This window comes from Dinoroseobacter sp. S375, from assembly GCF_049800775.1.
Taxonomy (GTDB): domain Bacteria; phylum Pseudomonadota; class Alphaproteobacteria; order Rhodobacterales; family Rhodobacteraceae; genus Dinoroseobacter.
Genome location: NZ_JBNAFR010000013.1, coordinates 17062 through 33710, shown reverse-complemented (window position 1 = coordinate 33710; position 16649 = coordinate 17062). Strand labels below are relative to the sequence as shown.

Here is a 16649-nt window from a genome sequence, read left to right as displayed (position 1 = left end):
AGGACAGTTCCGATGACCGATCCCGTGAAACTTTACCGCAACCCGAAATCCGGCCACTGCCACCGGGTCGAGTTGATGATGGCCCTGCTGGGCGTCGCCTATGAGACCATCGATCTCGACATGATGAACGGTGCGCACAAGGCGCCGGACTACCTGAAACTTAGCCCCCTCGGGCAGGTCCCCGCGATCGACGACAATGGCACGATCCTGTCGGATTCCAACGCGATCCTGACCTATCTCGTTCACCGCTATGGCGATGCTGCAACATGGAGCGGGTCGACCCCGGTAGAAAAGGCCGAAATCCAGCGCTGGCTGTCGATTGCCGCGGGCGAGATCGCCTCGGGACCGGCAGCGGCCCGTCTGGCCAACGTGTTCGGCGCGCCTCTGGATCGAGAGGCGGCGATGGCGAAGGCGCACAAGCTCTTTGCCGTGATGGACGCCGTGCTCGGGCGTCAGCCGTTTCTGGCAGCCCAGCGCCCGACCCTCGCGGATATCGCGGCCTATAGCTACGTGGCCCACGCGCCGGAGGGGGGCGTGTCGCTGGCAGGCTATCCCAGTATCGTCGCCTGGATCGGCCGGATCGAGGCACTGCCGGGGTTCATCCCCATGGCCAGATCACCGATCCCGAGCGCGGCCTGACACCCCCCGGCGGCGGCCCGGCGCGGGCCGCCCTCAGCGAAGAAAGGACACCCCATGGCGCTTGCGACCACCCCCTTTCATCCCGGAGAGCACAGCGCCCAGACCCGCGCCGGTGTGACGGGCCTTGCCGAGCGCGTGGCGGGCTTCATACGCCCGTTCATGCCGGCGCAGCATCGCAGCTTCTTTGCGGATCTGCCCTTTCTCGTGCTCGCCGGTGACGATGGGGCCGGACGCCATTGGGTGACCCTGCTCGACGGTCCCGATGGCTTCATAGGCTCGCCGGATCCCGCAACGCTGACCGTCGATGCCCGCCCGGACCCGCAGGATCCGCTGGCCGAACGCATCGCGCAGGGCGGGGAGGTCGGTCTTCTGGGGATCGAGCTGGCCACACGGCGGCGCAACCGCCTGAGCGGGGTGGCGCGCCGCCGCGGGGCGGGATTTGCCATCGACGTGCGGCAGAGCTTCGGCAATTGCCCGCAATATATCTCTGAGCGGATCTGGCACCGGGTCGCGCCGCGCGCGGCCTCCCCGGCCCGCGCCAGCTCGGACCTGAGCCCCGAACAGATCGCCCGGATCCGCGCTGCGGATACGCTCTTTATCGGCACGGGGCAGAGCCGCGCGGGCACGCACCCGTCCAACGGGTTCGACGCCTCCCACCGCGGCGGCGCGCCGGGCTTCGTGCAGGTGATCGGCGATCGACATCTGCGGATCCCGGATTATGCGGGCAACAATTTCTTCAACACCATCGGCAATCTGCTCGAAAACCCGGCCATTGGACTTGTCTTCGTGGATTTCGAAACCGGCGGCCTGTTGCATCTGTCCGGGCGCGCCAGCATCGACTGGGACGCGCGCGACAGCGGCGATCCGAACGCGCTGCGCATGATCGATATCCATGTCGAGGCCGTGCTGGAGCGGCCCGGCGCCCTGTCCTTGCGGTGGCAGGCGGATGACGCGGATCTGCGGGAGCTGGTCGTGATCGACACGCGGCAGGAGGCCGAGGGCATCACCTCCTTCCAGCTGGCCGCCCAAGATGGCGCGCGACTGCCCGGTTTTCGGGCCGGGCAATACCTGCCGATAGAGCTGGACATCCCCGGACAGCGCGGGCCCGTCCGGCGGACCTATTCGCTCTCCGGCGCGCCGGGGACCGGGACCTACCGTCTGAGCATCAAGCGCGAGGCGCAGGGCGTCGCCTCCCGGCATCTGCATGATGTGACGCGGATCGGCGACCGGTTGCGGGCGCGCAGTCCCGCGGGCGGGTTTTTGCTGCCGGACGGGTCCGGCCCGGTGGTTCTGGTCAGCGCCGGGATCGGGCTGACGCCGATGCTTTCCATGCTTCACGAGTTGGCCGCGCAGAGCCCGCAGCGGCCTGTCTGGTTCCTCCATGGCGCGCGGGACGGGGCCCATCACGCCCATGGCGCAGAGCTCAGGACTCTCGCCCGCACCCATGGGGCGGCGCAGATGCAAACCCATTTCAGCCGCCCACGGGCCGGGGACCAGCGGGGGCGCGACTATGACATCGCGGGGCGGATCACCGCACAGACCCTTGGCGATCTCGCGCTGGGGCCGGAGGCGCAGTACATGCTCTGCGGGCCGACGGGCTTTGTCGCAGACCTGCGTCACGGGCTGGAGGTTGCTGGCGTTCCCCTGACGCATATCCACACGGAAAGCTTCGGCCCGGCGAGCTGACCCGCCGCCCCGCGCCGGACACGCGCGGGCGGATCAGGCGCACCGCCCTTACGCAATCACTCGCCCTAAGGGCCGGGCACCGGCGCGCCCTCCGCCAGCAGCCCCTTGGCGCGCAGGCTGTCCCAGAACGCGGCGGGGATGGGGGTCTCGACCCAGTCGAGGATCTGCCGCAGCTCGGCCACGTCACGGGGCCCGGGGATGACCGAGGTGACAAGGGGATGGCCCAGCGGGAACTGCAGCGCCGCCGCCGCGAGAGGGGTGCCAAACGCGTCTGCCTCCTCAGACAGCTTGCGCGCCTTCGCGATGATCTCGGGGGGCGCCTTGGCGTAGTTCCAGGTGTCGCGCCCGGCGAGAATGCCGGAGTTGAACGGCCCGCCGCAGATGATCGTCGTCCCCGCCGCCGCGCAGGCCGGAAAGAGCGTGTCCAACGCGGTCTGTTCCAGCAGGGTGTAGCGGCCCGCCAACAGGAACACATCCCACGACCCGATCTGCAGCGCGTCCATGCAGGCAGCGTTTTCATTCACCCCGATCCCGATGGCCGTGACCGCGCCCGAGGCACGCAGAGTGTCGAGCGCGCGATACCCGCCCCGGGTCAGATCCTCGAAGTGGCGAGCATTCTCGGCGCCATGGGTCATGGTGCCGATGTCATGGACCAGCAGGATGTCGATGCGGTCGAGGCCCAGACGCTGCAGGTTGTCCTCGAACGCCCGCATGATGCCGTCATAGCTGTAATCATAGATCACGTGGAAAGGCAGCGGATCGACCATCCCGAACGCCATCGGGTCCGCAACGCCACCGGGTTTCAAAAGCCGGCCGACCTTGTCCGACAGCACGTAATCGGTGCCGCGCAGGACATCGCCCATCACCCGCTCCGAGCGTCCGAACCCATACCAGGGCGCGGTATCAAAGTACCGCATCCCCGCCGCCTGAGCGGTTTGGACCAGAGCCTTGGCGTCATCATCCGTCAGGTCCACGAAATTCCCGCCGAGCGGCGCGCCGCCCAGCCCCAGCGTATCGATCCGAAGGCCCGTTTGCCCGACTTCCCGCGTTTCCATGTCCCTGTCCTCCCAGATCCTGACATGCGCCCAGCCTATACGCCCGGAGCCGGGCCCGTATATGGCCAGAGATGGCGAAACGGGACGCTATGAGGCGCAGTCCGGGCGGCGCCCCCCCCCTGCCCTGTCGCGCGCGGCAGCCAATCGCCTGCCCCCTTGGGCGTTGCGGGCCAAGGGCGGGCAACCTACACAGGTGCCATGGCCCGGATCCTGATCGTCTATCACTCCCGCACGGGCGGCAGTCGGCAGATGGCCGAGGCTGCCGAACAGGGCGCGCGCGCCGAGATCGCGACCGCCCTGATCCCGGCGGCGGAGGCCGGCCCCGAGGACCTGCTGAGGGCGGACGGATACATCTTCTGCGCGCCCGAGAACCTCGCCGCGCTGTCGGGGGTGATGAAGGATTTCTTTGACCGCTGCTATTACCCGGTGTTGGGTCAGATCGAGGGCCGGCCCTATGCGCAGATGATCTGTGCCGGATCCGACGGCGCGGGCGCAGCGCGCCAGACCGCGCGCGTCGCCCAGGGCTGGCGGTTGCGGCAAGTGCAGGAGCCGCTGATCATCTGCACCCATGCCCAGACGCCCGAGGCCATCCTCGCCGCCAAGACCATCCCCGAAACAGACCTGTCGCGCTGCCGCGACCTTGGGGCCGCCCTCGGGGCCGGGCTCAGCATGGGGGTCTTCTGACTGGCGTGACGGGTCTGCGCGACGCCGGTGCCCCGCAACCGGGAGTTCGGCGGCTTGGTCATGCGCTCAGCCTTTCGCTGTATCCTCCGCGTTCAGGTTGAGATGTGCGACGCCGCTATTGCCCAGCTCCACCGCGGCGAAGGGCCCGCCATGGTGGGTATTGGCCGGGTCATGGGGGTCGAGCGGGCCGTCCTGCGCATAGATCGCCTCGGCGAACTGCTCGGCATTGTCCTTGGGTCGGTAGCCCAGATGCTGCGCCTTGGCATTGTCCACCGGGGCGCGGTCGTTATTGGACACTCCATAGACGATGCTGAACCCGGTGATCGGCGTCGAGATCGCCCGCTCGACCAGATGGACGAGGTCGTCATAGCTCAGCCAGCTGCCCACCGCCCGGCTGTTGGAGACCTGCGCGCAGGACAGGATCCGCATGCAGACCGCCTCGAGACCGCGCTTGTCCCAGTAGAGCGAGGCGAGATCCTCGGCAAAGCACTTGGCGAGCCCGTAGAACGTGTCGGGCTTGTGGGGGGCATCGATGCCGATGAAATCGGTTTTCCTGTGCATGCCCACCGCATGGATCGAGGACGCATAGACCACCCGGCGCAGCTTGTTGCGCGCGGCGGCCTCCCAGACCGTGTAGGCGCCGTAGAAATTCGGCCCCCAGAGCACCTCCATCGGGGCCTCGTCCCCTACAGCGCCGAAATGGACGACCATGTCCGCCCCCTCCAGCAGCGCGACCATGGCGTCGAGATCGGTGATATCTGCCCGCACATAGGTCTCGTTCGGGGCGAGATCCGGCACGCTCTCGGCCAGATCGGAAGAGACGAACTCCTCGCAGAGCTGTGCGAGCGGCCCGCGCAGATAGGAGCCGAGACGCCCGGCAGCACCGGTGAGCACGAGTTTCTTCATGAGCGAAGTCCTTTCAGGTCAGCGACAGCCCGCGCGATACGATCCAGCGCGGTCTCCAGCACCGCGTCGGAGGCGGCTGTCGAAATGCGGAAAAACGGTGAGAGGTCATAGGCGCTGCCGGGCACGGCGGCGACCCCGGCTGCGCGCAGCAGATAGGCGGTGACATCCGCGTCGGAGGCAAGCGTCTCGCCCTCCGGCGATCTGGTCCCGATCAGCGCCGCGCAACCGATCAGCGCGTAGAAGGCCCCGCCCGGCGGGTTCAGTGTCAGACCGGGAATGTCTGCAACACGGGCCACAACCAGGTCGCGCCGCCGGGCGAAGGCCGCGCAAAAGGCGCGCACGCAGTCTTGCGGCCCGGTCAGCGCAGCGGCCGCCGCAGCCTGCGCGATCGAGCAGGCCCCGGAAGAAATCTGGCTCTGGACCTTGGTCATGGCCGCGATCAGTGCCTCCGGTCCCGCGCCATAGCCGATGCGCCACCCGGTCATGGCATAGGCCTTGGAGACCCCGTTCACCGTCAGGGTCCGGTCCTTGAGATACGGGCACAGGGCTGCGAAAGACCGAAAGACGCGCCCGTCAAAGAGGATATGTTCATAGATCTCGTCCGACAGGATGAGGACCCGCGGATGCGCGCGCAACACAGCACCAAGAGCGGTGATCTCATCCTCGGAATAGACCGCACCGGACGGATTGCCCGGCTGGTTGAACAGCAGCCAGCGGGTCTTGGCGGTGATGACCCCGGCGAGCTGCGCCGGGGTCAGACGAAACCCGGCCTCTGCCGGGCATGGGATCGGCACCGGCCTGCCCCCGAGGAGCCGAACGATATCCTTGTATTGCCCGAAATAGGGCGCACAGAGCAGGACCTCGTCCCCCGGCTCCAGCGTGGCCATGAGTGCGTTGAACAGAACCTGCTTCGCACCGTTCGAGACGATCACCTCCTCCGGCGTGTAGCTCAGGCCGTTCTCGCGCGCGAGCTTGCCGACCACGGCCTGCCGCATGGCGTGGGTGCCCTGGGTCGGCGGGTATTTCGTCTCGCCCGCCAGTGCTGCCTGATGGGCGGCGGTCTTGATGTGATCCGGCGTGTCGAAATCCGGCTCGCCGAGACCGAGATCGATGATGTTCTGCCCCCGGGCGCGGGCCTCGCGCGCGGCCTGGCTGACCCAGGCCGAGGCCGAGGGTTTCACTGCCGCAAGGCGCGCGGCCGCGAAACTCATGCCAGGGCGCCCTTGGTCTGGGCCAGAGCCGCATCCGCCGCCCGGGCCAGCAGGCCCGCATCGGTCGCGATAGCGACAAAGGTGAAGCCCTCGTTCAAGAGTTCGGCGGCAAAGGCCGGGTCCATGACCAGCGTGCCCACGGGCATGCCGCGCGCGATCAGCTTCTGCGCGGCGGGTTTGATCAGGGCCCAGACCTCTGGATCCATGGGGCGGCCCAGCTTGCCGATATCCGCCGCGATGTCCGCCGGCCCGAAGAAGATGCCGGACACACCGTCCACTGCCGCAATCTCTTCGGCGCGGGAAATGGCGGCGCGGGTTTCGAGCTGCAGCAGGATGGTGGTCTCGTCTTCGATACGGGTCGCATAGTCCGGGATCCGGCCAAAGGCCGTGGCCCGTGTCGCCCCCGAGACACCGCGCATGCCCCGCGGCGGATAGCGCGTGGCGGCAACGGCGCGCTCGGCCTCCGCCACGGTCTGGACCATCGGAAAGAGCAGCCCCGGCGCCCCGAGATCGAGCAGGCGCTTGACCGCCACGGGATCATTCCATTCGACGCGCACCAGCGGGGTTGTGCGGCTTGCCGCGAACACCTGCAACTGGCTCAGCACGCTGAAATAGTCGTTGGCGCTATGCTCCATATCGATCAGCGCCCAGTCATACCCTGCGGTCGCGACGACCTCGGCGGCGAGATTGCTGCACAGGCTGATCCAAAGGCCGATCTGCGCCTCCCCCGCTGCAATCGCGCGGGTGAAGCGGTTGGCGGAAAGCTCCATCAGATCACCGCCGTCTCTATGATCGGGCGACCTGCCGGGATGCGCTCGAAGTGGAACGGCGTCATGTCGAGCGCGCGGTAGCCGCCATAGGTGAGCCACTCCGCCGTGCCACGCCCCATGGCCGGGGATTGCTGCAACCCGTGGCCGGAGAAGCCGTTGAGGAAAACGAAATTCGCAAGCTCTGTATGGGGCCCCATGATGGCGTTGTGATCGAAGGTGTTCATGGCGTAGTGGCCCGCCCATTCGCTTTGAACCTTGATCGCCTCGAATTGCGGAATGCGGGTGGCGAGCACGGGCCAGACATGGCTTTCCCACAGGCTGTGATCCATTGTGTGGTCGTCATACGCCACCGCCGGATCGATCTCGGCATGTCCGCCGCACTGGTAGGTCCCACCGCCATTCTCGCGCACATGCACGCCCGAGGGGTCGATGGTCAGGGGCAGGTCGCGATCCAGAGGCTGCTCGGCCTTGAACACCCAGGAATAGCGCTTGCGCGGCTCGACCGGCACATCGATCCCCGCCATGCGGGCGGTGCGCGCAGCCCGCGGGCCGGAGGCATTGACCACCTGCCCGCAGCCGATCACCTCGCCCGAGGCGAGCGTGACGCTCTCGACCCGGGTGCCTGCCGCGTTGCGGGTGATGGCGACCACCTCGTTCTGGATCCATTCGACCCCGCGCTCGCGGCTCTGACGCCGCCACCAGTCATTGACCGCAGCCCCATCCCAATAGCCCTCATCCACGAGGTTGATCGAGCCGAGCACCACGTCCTCGACATTGTAGAACGGATAGGCGGCGCGGATCTCGTCCGGCGTCATCAGCTGCGTTGCGGCCCCGGCAGCCTGCTGGACCTTCAGGCTGCTGCGCAGGACATCGGCAAAGGCCTCGGTATCGGCGAGATACATGTATCCGAAGGACCGGATGCCAAGCTCGGGCACGCGCGTGTCCCCGCCCATATAGGTCCTGATATTCTTGACGAAATCGGCGGCAAACTGGCTGATCCGCACATTCAGCTCGGTCGAGAATTGCTGCCGCATGCAGGAATTCGTGTGGGTGGTCGAGCAGGTCTCGTAGGTCATGTCGCGCTCGACCACGAGGACCGAGCCGTCGAAATCGGCATTGTCCGACAGGAACCACGCGGTGGAGGCGCCCATGATCGCCCCTCCGATGATGACCACGTCATAGCTCTTTTGCGCAGGGCTTTGCTGTGCCGGGGTTTGGGTGCTCACAGGGGTTCTCCCTTCGCGACGGCCTGATGAATAGCAGCGATCTCTTCGGCGGAGAGGCCATAGTCCTCCGCTGCGATCCTGTCGGAAATATAGCCCCGTGCGAGGTCGCGTTTGACCTGATCCACGGGCCGTTCGGACGGGTCGCCATAGCCGGCGCCCCCCGGGAAGGCCATGACGACGCGCGCGCCATGGGGAACGAATTGCTTGCCCTTCACATGCATGCTGGCGCCATCGCTGCGCGCGATGGTGGTGCGCGCCCCGTCCTGCCCACCCCGGCGGCCCCGGGCCGGGTGCTGGCCACGGTCGAACATCGCCTGGATGTCGAATTCATGCCCCTCCTGCGCGCCGACTTCCATATATTGCCCGAGCCCGCCCCGGGTCCTGCCCGCGCCGCCGCTATCGGGGCGCAGCTCCTTGCGCCAGATGATGACCGGGCCTGCATGCTCAGTGGCCTCGATGGGCATGGTCATCACCCCCGAGGGAAAGGCGGTGGCGTTCATCCCGTCATGGGCCGGGCGCGCGCCCGATCCGCCGGAATTGAAGGTCAGAACCTCGGACCGGCGCGCATCGGGCGGGGCGGGCGCATCCGACCGCGGCCGCAGGCTGACCTGGAAATTGCACAGGCAGCCCGCCCCCTCGGCAGGGACCAGACCCGGCACGATCTTGTCGAAGGCATCATAGACCGCGTCGGGTACGAAATGGCCGACGATATGGCGCAGGGCCACCGGCGCGGGATGGAGCGCATGCACGATGGAGTTTTCGGGCGCGGTCACCTCGAACGGCGCCAGAGAGGCGGCATTGTTCGGGATCTCGGGCGCGATGGCCACCTTGAGCGCGTAGCAGGCATAGGCCTTGGTATAGACCAGCGGGCAGTTGATGCCCTTGCGGTCCAGCCCGGAGGTGCCGGTGAAATCGGTGACGATCCGGTCCGGCTCGACGCGGACCGTGACCTTTAGCGTGATCGGCGTGTCAAAGCCGTCCATGGTCATCTCGCCGCTGGCGGATTTCTGCGGCAGGGCGGCGATCGCCTCCAGCGTGGCGCGACGGGAATTGTCAAGGATGAAGGTCGCGATACCGTCGAGATCGTCGAGCACGAATTCCTCCATCATGTCGATCAGGCGGCGATGGCCGATCTCGTTACAGGTCACCAGCGCATAGACATCGCCGATCAGCTGGTCGGGCTCGCGGACATTGCCGCGAATGATGCGGACAAGGGTCTCATCGACCTTGCCGCGCTCCGCGAACTTCATGATCGGGATGTAGAGCCCTTCCTCGTAGACGCTTTGCGCATCCGCGCCAAAGCCGCGCCCGCCGATATCCACGATATGCGCCGTGCAGGCAAAAAAGCCGACCAATGCGCCCTTGTGGAAGGAGGGGGTGACCATGGTGATGTCATGGAGGTGACCGGTCCCCTCCCAGGGATCATTGGTGATGTAGACATCGCCCTCGAACATGTTCTGCCGCCCGATCCGACGGATGAAATGGGCGACCGCATCGGCCATGGCATTGACATGACCCGGCGTCCCGGTGACCGCTTGGGCCAGCATATTGCCATGCGGATCATACACCCCCGCCGAGAGATCGCCCGCCTCGCGGACCGACGTGGAGAACGCGGTGCGTATCAGGGCCTGCGCCTGTTCCTCGACAACCGAGATCAGGCGGTTCCACATGACCTGATAGGCGACCCTGGAGTGCTCTTGCGTCATTGGACAGCTCCCTTGGTCACAAGATCGATGCAGCCATCGGGCTGGCGGATGGCCTCCCGGCTGGCCGGGATGATGATGGTGGTCTCTGCCTCGGTGATTGCCGCGGGTCCCGGGGCGCGTTGCCCCGTTTCCATGGCGCTGCGGTCGATCACCGGCGCCTCGAGATAGCGCGCGGAGGCCGCGTCAAAGAGGCTTCGGGATCCGACCGCAGGCGCCAGCCCATTACCCGCCGCCGCCGCGATGGGGGCCACCGTCTCGGGGGGCGTGGTGGCGTTGACGGACCAGACCGTGATCTCGATATCCATTCCGGCGACCGGGCGGCCGAAGAGCTTGGCATAATCCTCTTCGAACCGGGCCTCGAAGGTCGCGGCCTCCGGGGCCATGGCCTGCGCCTCGGTCAGCGTGATCGGGATTTCCCAACCCTGACCCGCGTAGCGCATATAGACCTTGAACGCGCAGAGGATCGGGCTGACCGCGTCGCAGGTGCGGACAAACCCGGTGGATTCGGTTTTCAGATCAAGGAGCAACTGCTTGATCCGACCCGGATCGAAATCGCTGAGCCGCATATAGACGGATCGGTTGGCCTCAAAACTGAAGGGCGCGCGCAGAAACCCGATGGCCGAGCCCACCCCGGCGCCGGGCGGGACCAGAAGGCGCGTCACCCCAAGCTTTTCGCAGAGCCGTCCGGCATGGAGCGGGGCCGCACCGCCAAAGGCGATCATCGTATACTCGGACAGGTCCTCGCCATTCTCCACCGCATGGACCCGGGCGGCATTGGCCATGTTCTCGTCCACCACCTCGGCCACGCCGAAGGCCGCCTCGATCGGGTCCATGTCCAGACTATCGCCCACATGGTCCGTCAGCGCCGTACGAGAACTTTCTGGGTGCAGGGCAATCGAGCCGCCCGCGAAATTGTCCGGATCGAGCTTGCCGAGGACCAGATCCGCATCCGTGACCCCGGGCCGCGTCCCACCGCGCCCATAGCAGGCCGGGCCGGGCTCGGACCCGGCACTTTCAGGGCCGACCCGGATCTGGCGCATCCCGTCCACATGGGCAAGGCTGCCGCCCCCGGCACCGATCTCGACCATGTCGATCACGGGGATCGAGATCGGCATGCCCGAGCCTTTCTTGAACCGGTAGGTGCGCGCAACCTCGAAGACGCGGCTCGTCTTGGGGGTCTGGTCCTTGATCAGGCAGATCTTGGCCGTGGTGCCGCCCATATCGAAGCTCAGCACCTTGTCGAGCCCGTAGCGCGCCGCGATATGCGCCGCGAAGACCGCGCCACCGGCCGGGCCGCTCTCAACCAGCCGCACCGGGAACTCGGCCGCGTTCTGGAGCGAGATGATGCCGCCGCCCGAATGCATGAGGAAGATCCGGCACTGCACCCCCTCGCCGCGCAGACGCTCTTCGAGCCGACCGAGATAGGAGGCCATGAGCGGCTTGATATAGGCGTTGGCCACCACCGTGTTGAACCGTTCGTACTCGCGCATCTGCGGGGATACTTCGGACGAGATCGAGACCGCGACCTCCGGCAGGCGCTCGGCCAGCACCTCGCGCACCAGCAGCTCATGGGTCGGGTTGAGGTAGGAATGGATCAGCCCCACCGCGACCGAGGTGAAGCCCGCCTCGGCGATCTTGTCCACCACGGCCTCGACATCCCGGCGGTCCAGATCCACGAGGATCTGCCCCTTGGCATCCACACGCCCCGGCACGGTGAACCGCATCTGACGCGGCAAGAGCGGCTCCGGCAGGGTGAGGTTCAGGTCATATTGCTCGAACCGGCTTTCGGTTCGCATTTCGATCACGTCGCGAAACCCCTCGGTGGTGATCAGCGCGGTCTTCGCCCCGCGCCGCTCGATCAGGGCATTGGTCGCCAGTGTGGTGCCGTGGATGATCTGCTCGATCTGGGAGGGCGTGATCCCCGCCTTGGCGCAGACCTGATGCATTCCGTCGATGATCGCATTTTCCGGCGCGGCATAGGTGGTCAGAACCTTGACCGAGACGGGCACGCCCGCCTTTTCCAGCACCACATCGGTGAAGGTCCCCCCGATATCGACGCCCAGCCTGATCGATTGATCCTTCATCCGTGCCTCCGCCTGCACCTGTCTTGCATGGGAAGAAGGGACCGGAAGATAGCAGAAATCAAATCAATTGATTTTCTCCACCTGATAAATTTTCCCTATCCTTGAACGGTAGGCGGACGGAGGGACGCCGCCAGATCACAGGCCTTTTCCGCGAAACGCGGCGCGCGGTCGGCGTTGAACCGGGCAAAGAAGGCCAGCGGCGGCGCCGTCCAGTCGGCCGCAAGGGCCCGGAGGCGACCGCTTTCCACGTCCTCCGCTACCAGCGCCTCGGGCAGGAGTGCCACACCCATCCCCTCGCGGACCAGCGGCAGGCAGGCCGAGAGCGAGCTGGAATGCACGATCTTGCTTGGATCATAGCTTTGCTGGGTTGCCAGCGTGTGCAAGGCGCGCCCCGCCGTGGTTTGCCGGGCATGGGTGATGACCGCACTGTCGAAAAACCGCGCGACCGAACGCCCCTCTGCCAGCGATGCCGCAAGGTCCGGTGCCGCGACCCAGAGATAGGCCTCCTGCGCGAGCACCAGCTCCCCCGTTGCCTGAAAAGCGAAGGGTCCGTTCTGCAGCGCAAGGTCGAGCTGTCCCTCGCGCAAGCGCTCTGCGATCTGGTCCGAGAGATCCACCTGAAGCTCGACCCGCAGGCTCGGATAGGCCTGCCGCAGCAGGCGCAGATAGGGCTGAAGCCAGGTGCAGGCGACAAGCTCGGTCACCCCGAGCCGCAGCCGCTCCTCGATCAGCGCCTGCTGGCCCGCCGCTTCGAGCAAGGCTTCACCCGCGCGCAGCACATCCCGCGTGCGCTCCAGCAATTCGGCCCCCCGGGCGGTCAGCCGCACGGACCCCGCATCCCGATAGAGCAGCGTGACACCCAAGGCCCCCTCCAGCGCCGCGATCCGGGAGGAGATGTTGGGCTGGGTCGTGCCCAGCGCCGTGGCAGCGGCCCGGAAGGTGCCCGTATCGACCACGAAGGCGAAGGCCTCCAACTGCTTTAGGGTGATCTGACTCTTTATCATGCGGATCAGGATGATCAGATTTACTGATCATGCAACGGGATCCTGCGCGAAAGCGCGCGCGACGGCCCGAGGCGATGCCATCGCAACAGAGGTGGTTGCCCGCCCCTGCCCCACGGCGCATGGGCGTGTCGCCCGGCGCGCTGATCAAGACCGGAAGGGTGGGAGCTTAGACGCGCCCGCGCGGGATGGCATGCTCGGGGTCATAGAGGCAGGGCGCGACCACGGTGGCAGGGGTTTTCTGCCCGATCAGCAGAACGGAGAGCTCTGTTCCAATCGTGGCCTGCGCCGGATCCACATAGGCCATGACGAGGTTCTGCCGGACCCGGTACCCCCAGGCGGCGGAAGTGATCGTACCCACCGGCCTGTCCCCGTCGAAAATCGTCTCGCCCGCATGGGCCGGGGTGGTCGTGCTGTCCAGCGCGAGCAACACCCGATTGCGCCGGTTGCCCAGCGCGATCTGACGCTCCAGCCCGGCCTTGCCGGGAAATGACTTGGACAAATCCACGAACCGCTCCAGCCCGGCCTCGATCGGGTTGAACTCGGTGATGAAGTCGCCTTTCCAATGGCCGTATCCCTTTTCCATGCGCATGGATTCGATGGCGTACATGCCGAAATGTGCGAGCTCGTGGGCCTCGCCCGCGCGGGTGAGGGCCAGATAGGCCGCGTGCAGCTGGATGTTGGGGATATGGACCTCGAAAGCCTGCTCCCCCGAGAAACTGACGGCCATGACCATCGCCTCCACATGACCGACGAAACAGGACCGGGCGGTCATCCAGGGGAAATCGGCCTGGGCAAAGCTGGTGCGCGGACAGGCAGCGTCCATCAGGGCGCGCGCCTGGGGGCCCGCGATGATCAGCACCGTATGGGTGTTGGTCAGGCTGGTGATCCGAATGTCGGAGCCCGAGGGCAGACGCTCGGTCAGCCAATCCATGTCATGGTCTTCAGCGGCTGCCGCCGAGCAATACCAGAGCCTGTCCTCGCTGAACTTCACCACGGTCGCCTCGGCGTCGATATTGCCGTTGCAGCTGAGGAAGTAGCACAGGCCCACGCGCCCCGGGCTCTTGGGGAGTTTGGAGCAGGTCAGGCTGTCGAGCCAGGCCGCCGCGCGTGGCCCTGTGATCTCGAACCGGTTGAACCCGGACAGCTCGGCGAGACCGACACGGGTTTGCACCGCCGCGACCTCGGCGGCCACGACATCGTGCCAGTTGCAGAAATGATAGCTGTGCTCTTCGACGAAGTCGGGGCTCGGCTTGTAGAAGCTCGTCCGCTCCCACCCGTTGACCACGCCAAAGGCCGCGCCCTGCGCCTGCAGGACCGGATAGAGCGGCGTGGTTTTCGCCGGGCGACCGGCGGGGCGATGCTCATGTGGCAGGTGCCACTGAAACTCCATCTGGTAGTCCTCGATGGATTTGAGCGCGGTGTATTCGGTATTGGCGAAGCTGGTGATCCGGCGCGGGTCCAGTTGCCAGCTGTCCCATTCGGTCTCGCCATGCACCATCATCTGCGCCAACATCTTACCATAACCGCCCCCCTCGCCGATCCCGACGCGGATGCCGTTCATGGACCACAGGTTGCGGCGCCCGGGCTGCTTGCCCACCAGCGGTCCGGCATCGGCAGCATAGGCGATCGGGCCGTTCACGACGGATTTGATGCCCACCTCCTGCAGGCAGGGGAGCCGCTCAAAAATCGGCTCCATCTTGGGCAGCAGGCGGTCCAGATCATCCGGGCAGAGCGCGTTGACGAAATCCGGATCGATGCCGTCCATCCCGAAGGTCTTGCAGTCCTCTTCGTAGATGCCGACCAGCAGCCCCTTCTTTTCCTGACGCATGTAGAAGGTGTCGCGCGGGCAGCGGACCATGGGAACGCGGGTGTCGCGCGCCAGCAGATCGGGGATATCCTCGGTGACGAAATACATATGTTCGAGGCTGATCACCGGATAGGTGATGTCCAGCATTTCACCGACCTCGTTGGCCCGGTAGCCGGCGGCGATCACGACATGCTCGGCCTCGACATTCCCCCGATCCGTATGCACGACCCATTCGTGATTGGGCTTCTGGATCAGCCCCGTGACAGGACAGTTGCGCGTGATCTCGGCCCCGGCCTTTCGAGCCCGACGTGCAAGGGCCTGGCACAGCTGCGCCGGGTCGATATCCCCGTCCAGATCGTCCCAGAGAGCCCCCAGCAATCCATCCTGGTTGATCAGAGGATTCCGCCGCACGGCCTCGGCCGGATCCAGCAGGTCAAACTCGATCCCCAGCCCCTTGGCCACCGAGATGATATGATGGGACGCGTCCATATTGTCCTGATCCGTGATCAGCCGCATCCCCCCAGTGCGGTGGTGGTAATTGATCGGGTAGTCGGGATCCTCGGCCAGCTCCTTGTAGAGCCCGATCGTGTATTTCCGCAAAAGCAGCAGAAGTTGGTTGAAGGCCAGTTGCGGGCATTGCGCCGCGGAATGCCATGTGGTGCCCGAGGTCAGCTCGTTCCGCTCCAGCAGCATGACATCTGTCCAGCCTTCCCGTGTCAGATGATAAAGGGCGGACAGACCGCTCACACCACCGCCGACAATGACCACTTTTGCTGAACTGCGCATGGGGGACTCTTTCCTGCTGACAAATCCGGGCGAGTATCCACGCAATCACGTCTTTCATGAAACACAATGATTGGAATACTATATTCGGAAAACCAGAATTCAGGATCCCCAATGCCCGCCGATGTCAGCCTCAAGGCGCTCCGCTATTTCATGACCGCCATCCGGGTCGGCAGCATCACCGAAGCGGCGCGGGTGGTGAATGTGGTCCCCTCGGCCGTGCATACGGCGATCAATCAGGTCGAGGCGGCGTTCGGGCTGCAACTCACCATTCGGAGCCGGGCGACGGGCATTTCCCTGACGGCCACAGGTCAGCAGATGGAGGCGAAGATCCAGAGCCTGCTGGACGAGTATGAGAGCCTGATGCGGGATGGCAGCGACATGCGTTCGCAGCTGACCGGCACATTGCGCGTGGGCTACTACGCCCCGGCGGCTCCCGCCTTCATGCCCAGGATCCTTGGTCAGATGATGTCCGACAATGAGGGCGTCACGGTGAAGTTCTTTGAATGCGACACCCAGAGCGCGCAGGACGGGCTGCTGTCCGGGATCTATGACGTGATCGTCTGTGTCGCCAATGCGATGAAGCCCGGGATCACCTATGAGACGCTGCTGGAGGTTCCGGCCTATGTGCTGCTGCCCGTGGATCACGGGCTCGCCGCGCGGCGCAGCCTGTCTTTGACGGATCTCGCGGATCAGAGCCTCGTGCTGCTGGATCTGCCGGTGATCAGCGAATACTACGCCACCCAGTTCGATCAGGCGGGGGTGGCGCCACGGGTCGTCGCAACCGCCACCTCGCTGGAGATGGTGCGCAGTCTTGTAGGCGACGGGATCGGCTGCTCGGTGCTGCATATGGTGACCGAAACCGACATCACCTATGCGGGCGACCGGGTCACCGCCATCCCGCTGCAGCCAGCGATCGAGCCCTTCAAGATCGTGCTGGGCCATCTTCCGGACAACCCGCGCCGCCTGGTCAGGATGTTTGTGGACGAGCTGCGGGGCTTTTTCAGCGTCGAGGATGCCGCCCGGCTCCGGATCTCACCGCGCGCCTAGCGCGGCGCGTTCCGTCGCGGACTGCCCCCCCGTCGCAG

13 protein-coding genes are annotated in these 16649 nt (G+C 66.0%); 4 read left to right on the top strand and 9 right to left on the bottom strand.

Annotated features, from left to right (window positions below; all coding sequences use genetic code 11):
* Positions 1-12 precede the first annotated feature (12 nt).
* On the top strand, positions 13-639 hold the full coding sequence (locus tag ACP150_RS20135; RefSeq protein WP_424968493.1) for a glutathione S-transferase family protein: 627 nt from the start codon (positions 13-15) through the stop codon (positions 637-639).
* Positions 640-693: 54 nt separating this feature from the next.
* Positions 694-2325: a pyridoxamine 5'-phosphate oxidase family protein gene (locus tag ACP150_RS20130; protein WP_424968492.1), complete on the top strand. Its 1632-nt coding sequence runs from the start codon at positions 694-696 to the stop codon at positions 2323-2325.
* Positions 2326-2390: 65 nt separating this feature from the next.
* Here the strand turns inward: ACP150_RS20130 and ACP150_RS20125 are convergent, their stop codons facing one another.
* The gene (locus ACP150_RS20125) at positions 2391-3380 is read right to left on the bottom strand and encodes an aldo/keto reductase (protein WP_424968491.1); all 990 of its coding nucleotides are present in this window, start codon (positions 3378-3380) and stop codon (positions 2391-2393) included.
* A 198-nt stretch (positions 3381-3578) separates the two neighbouring features.
* Between ACP150_RS20125 and ACP150_RS20120 the strand changes: the two genes are divergently transcribed.
* Positions 3579-4064 (top strand): flavodoxin family protein, encoded by a 486-nt coding sequence (locus ACP150_RS20120; RefSeq protein ID WP_424968490.1) that lies wholly within the window; start codon positions 3579-3581, stop codon positions 4062-4064.
* Positions 4065-4130: 66 nt separating this feature from the next.
* On the opposite strand, the gene ACP150_RS20115 is transcribed toward ACP150_RS20120, so the two are convergent.
* The 8 genes from ACP150_RS20115 to ACP150_RS20080 form a co-directional block, all read right to left on the bottom strand.
* Positions 4131-4970 (bottom strand): NAD-dependent epimerase/dehydratase family protein, encoded by an 840-nt coding sequence (locus ACP150_RS20115; RefSeq protein ID WP_424968489.1) that lies wholly within the window; start codon positions 4968-4970, stop codon positions 4131-4133.
* On the bottom strand, positions 4967-6181 hold the full coding sequence (locus ACP150_RS20110; protein ID WP_424968488.1) for a pyridoxal phosphate-dependent aminotransferase: 1215 nt from the start codon (positions 6179-6181) through the stop codon (positions 4967-4969). The genes ACP150_RS20115 and ACP150_RS20110 overlap by 4 nt, the downstream gene beginning before the upstream one ends.
* The gene (locus ACP150_RS20105) at positions 6178-6951 is read right to left on the bottom strand and encodes an HpcH/HpaI aldolase family protein (RefSeq protein WP_424968487.1); all 774 of its coding nucleotides are present in this window, start codon (positions 6949-6951) and stop codon (positions 6178-6180) included. The genes ACP150_RS20110 and ACP150_RS20105 overlap by 4 nt, the downstream gene beginning before the upstream one ends.
* Complete coding sequence (locus ACP150_RS20100) at positions 6951-8177, bottom strand: NAD(P)/FAD-dependent oxidoreductase (protein WP_424968486.1); 1227 nt, start codon at positions 8175-8177, stop codon at positions 6951-6953. Before ACP150_RS20100 ends, ACP150_RS20105 begins: the two co-directional genes overlap by 1 nt.
* Positions 8174-9883 carry a hydantoinase B/oxoprolinase family protein gene (locus ACP150_RS20095; RefSeq protein WP_424968485.1) on the bottom strand — a complete coding sequence of 570 codons (1710 nt, stop codon included), beginning with the start codon at positions 9881-9883 and terminating at the stop codon, positions 8174-8176. Before ACP150_RS20095 ends, ACP150_RS20100 begins: the two co-directional genes overlap by 4 nt.
* Positions 9880-11967, bottom strand: a complete 2088-nt coding sequence (locus ACP150_RS20090) for a hydantoinase/oxoprolinase family protein (RefSeq protein ID WP_424968484.1) — start codon at positions 11965-11967, stop codon at positions 9880-9882. Before ACP150_RS20090 ends, ACP150_RS20095 begins: the two co-directional genes overlap by 4 nt.
* Positions 11968-12062: 95 nt before the next feature.
* On the bottom strand, positions 12063-12971 hold the full coding sequence (locus tag ACP150_RS20085) for a LysR family transcriptional regulator (protein WP_424968483.1): 909 nt from the start codon (positions 12969-12971) through the stop codon (positions 12063-12065).
* 166 nt (positions 12972-13137) lie between these two features.
* Positions 13138-15564, bottom strand: a complete 2427-nt coding sequence (locus tag ACP150_RS20080; RefSeq protein ID WP_424968482.1) for a GcvT family protein — start codon at positions 15562-15564, stop codon at positions 13138-13140.
* 111 nt (positions 15565-15675) lie between these two features.
* Between ACP150_RS20080 and ACP150_RS20075 the strand changes: the two genes are divergently transcribed.
* Positions 15676-16611 carry a LysR family transcriptional regulator gene (locus ACP150_RS20075; RefSeq protein WP_424968481.1) on the top strand — a complete coding sequence of 312 codons (936 nt, stop codon included), beginning with the start codon at positions 15676-15678 and terminating at the stop codon, positions 16609-16611.
* The last annotated feature ends 38 nt before the right edge of the window (positions 16612-16649 follow it).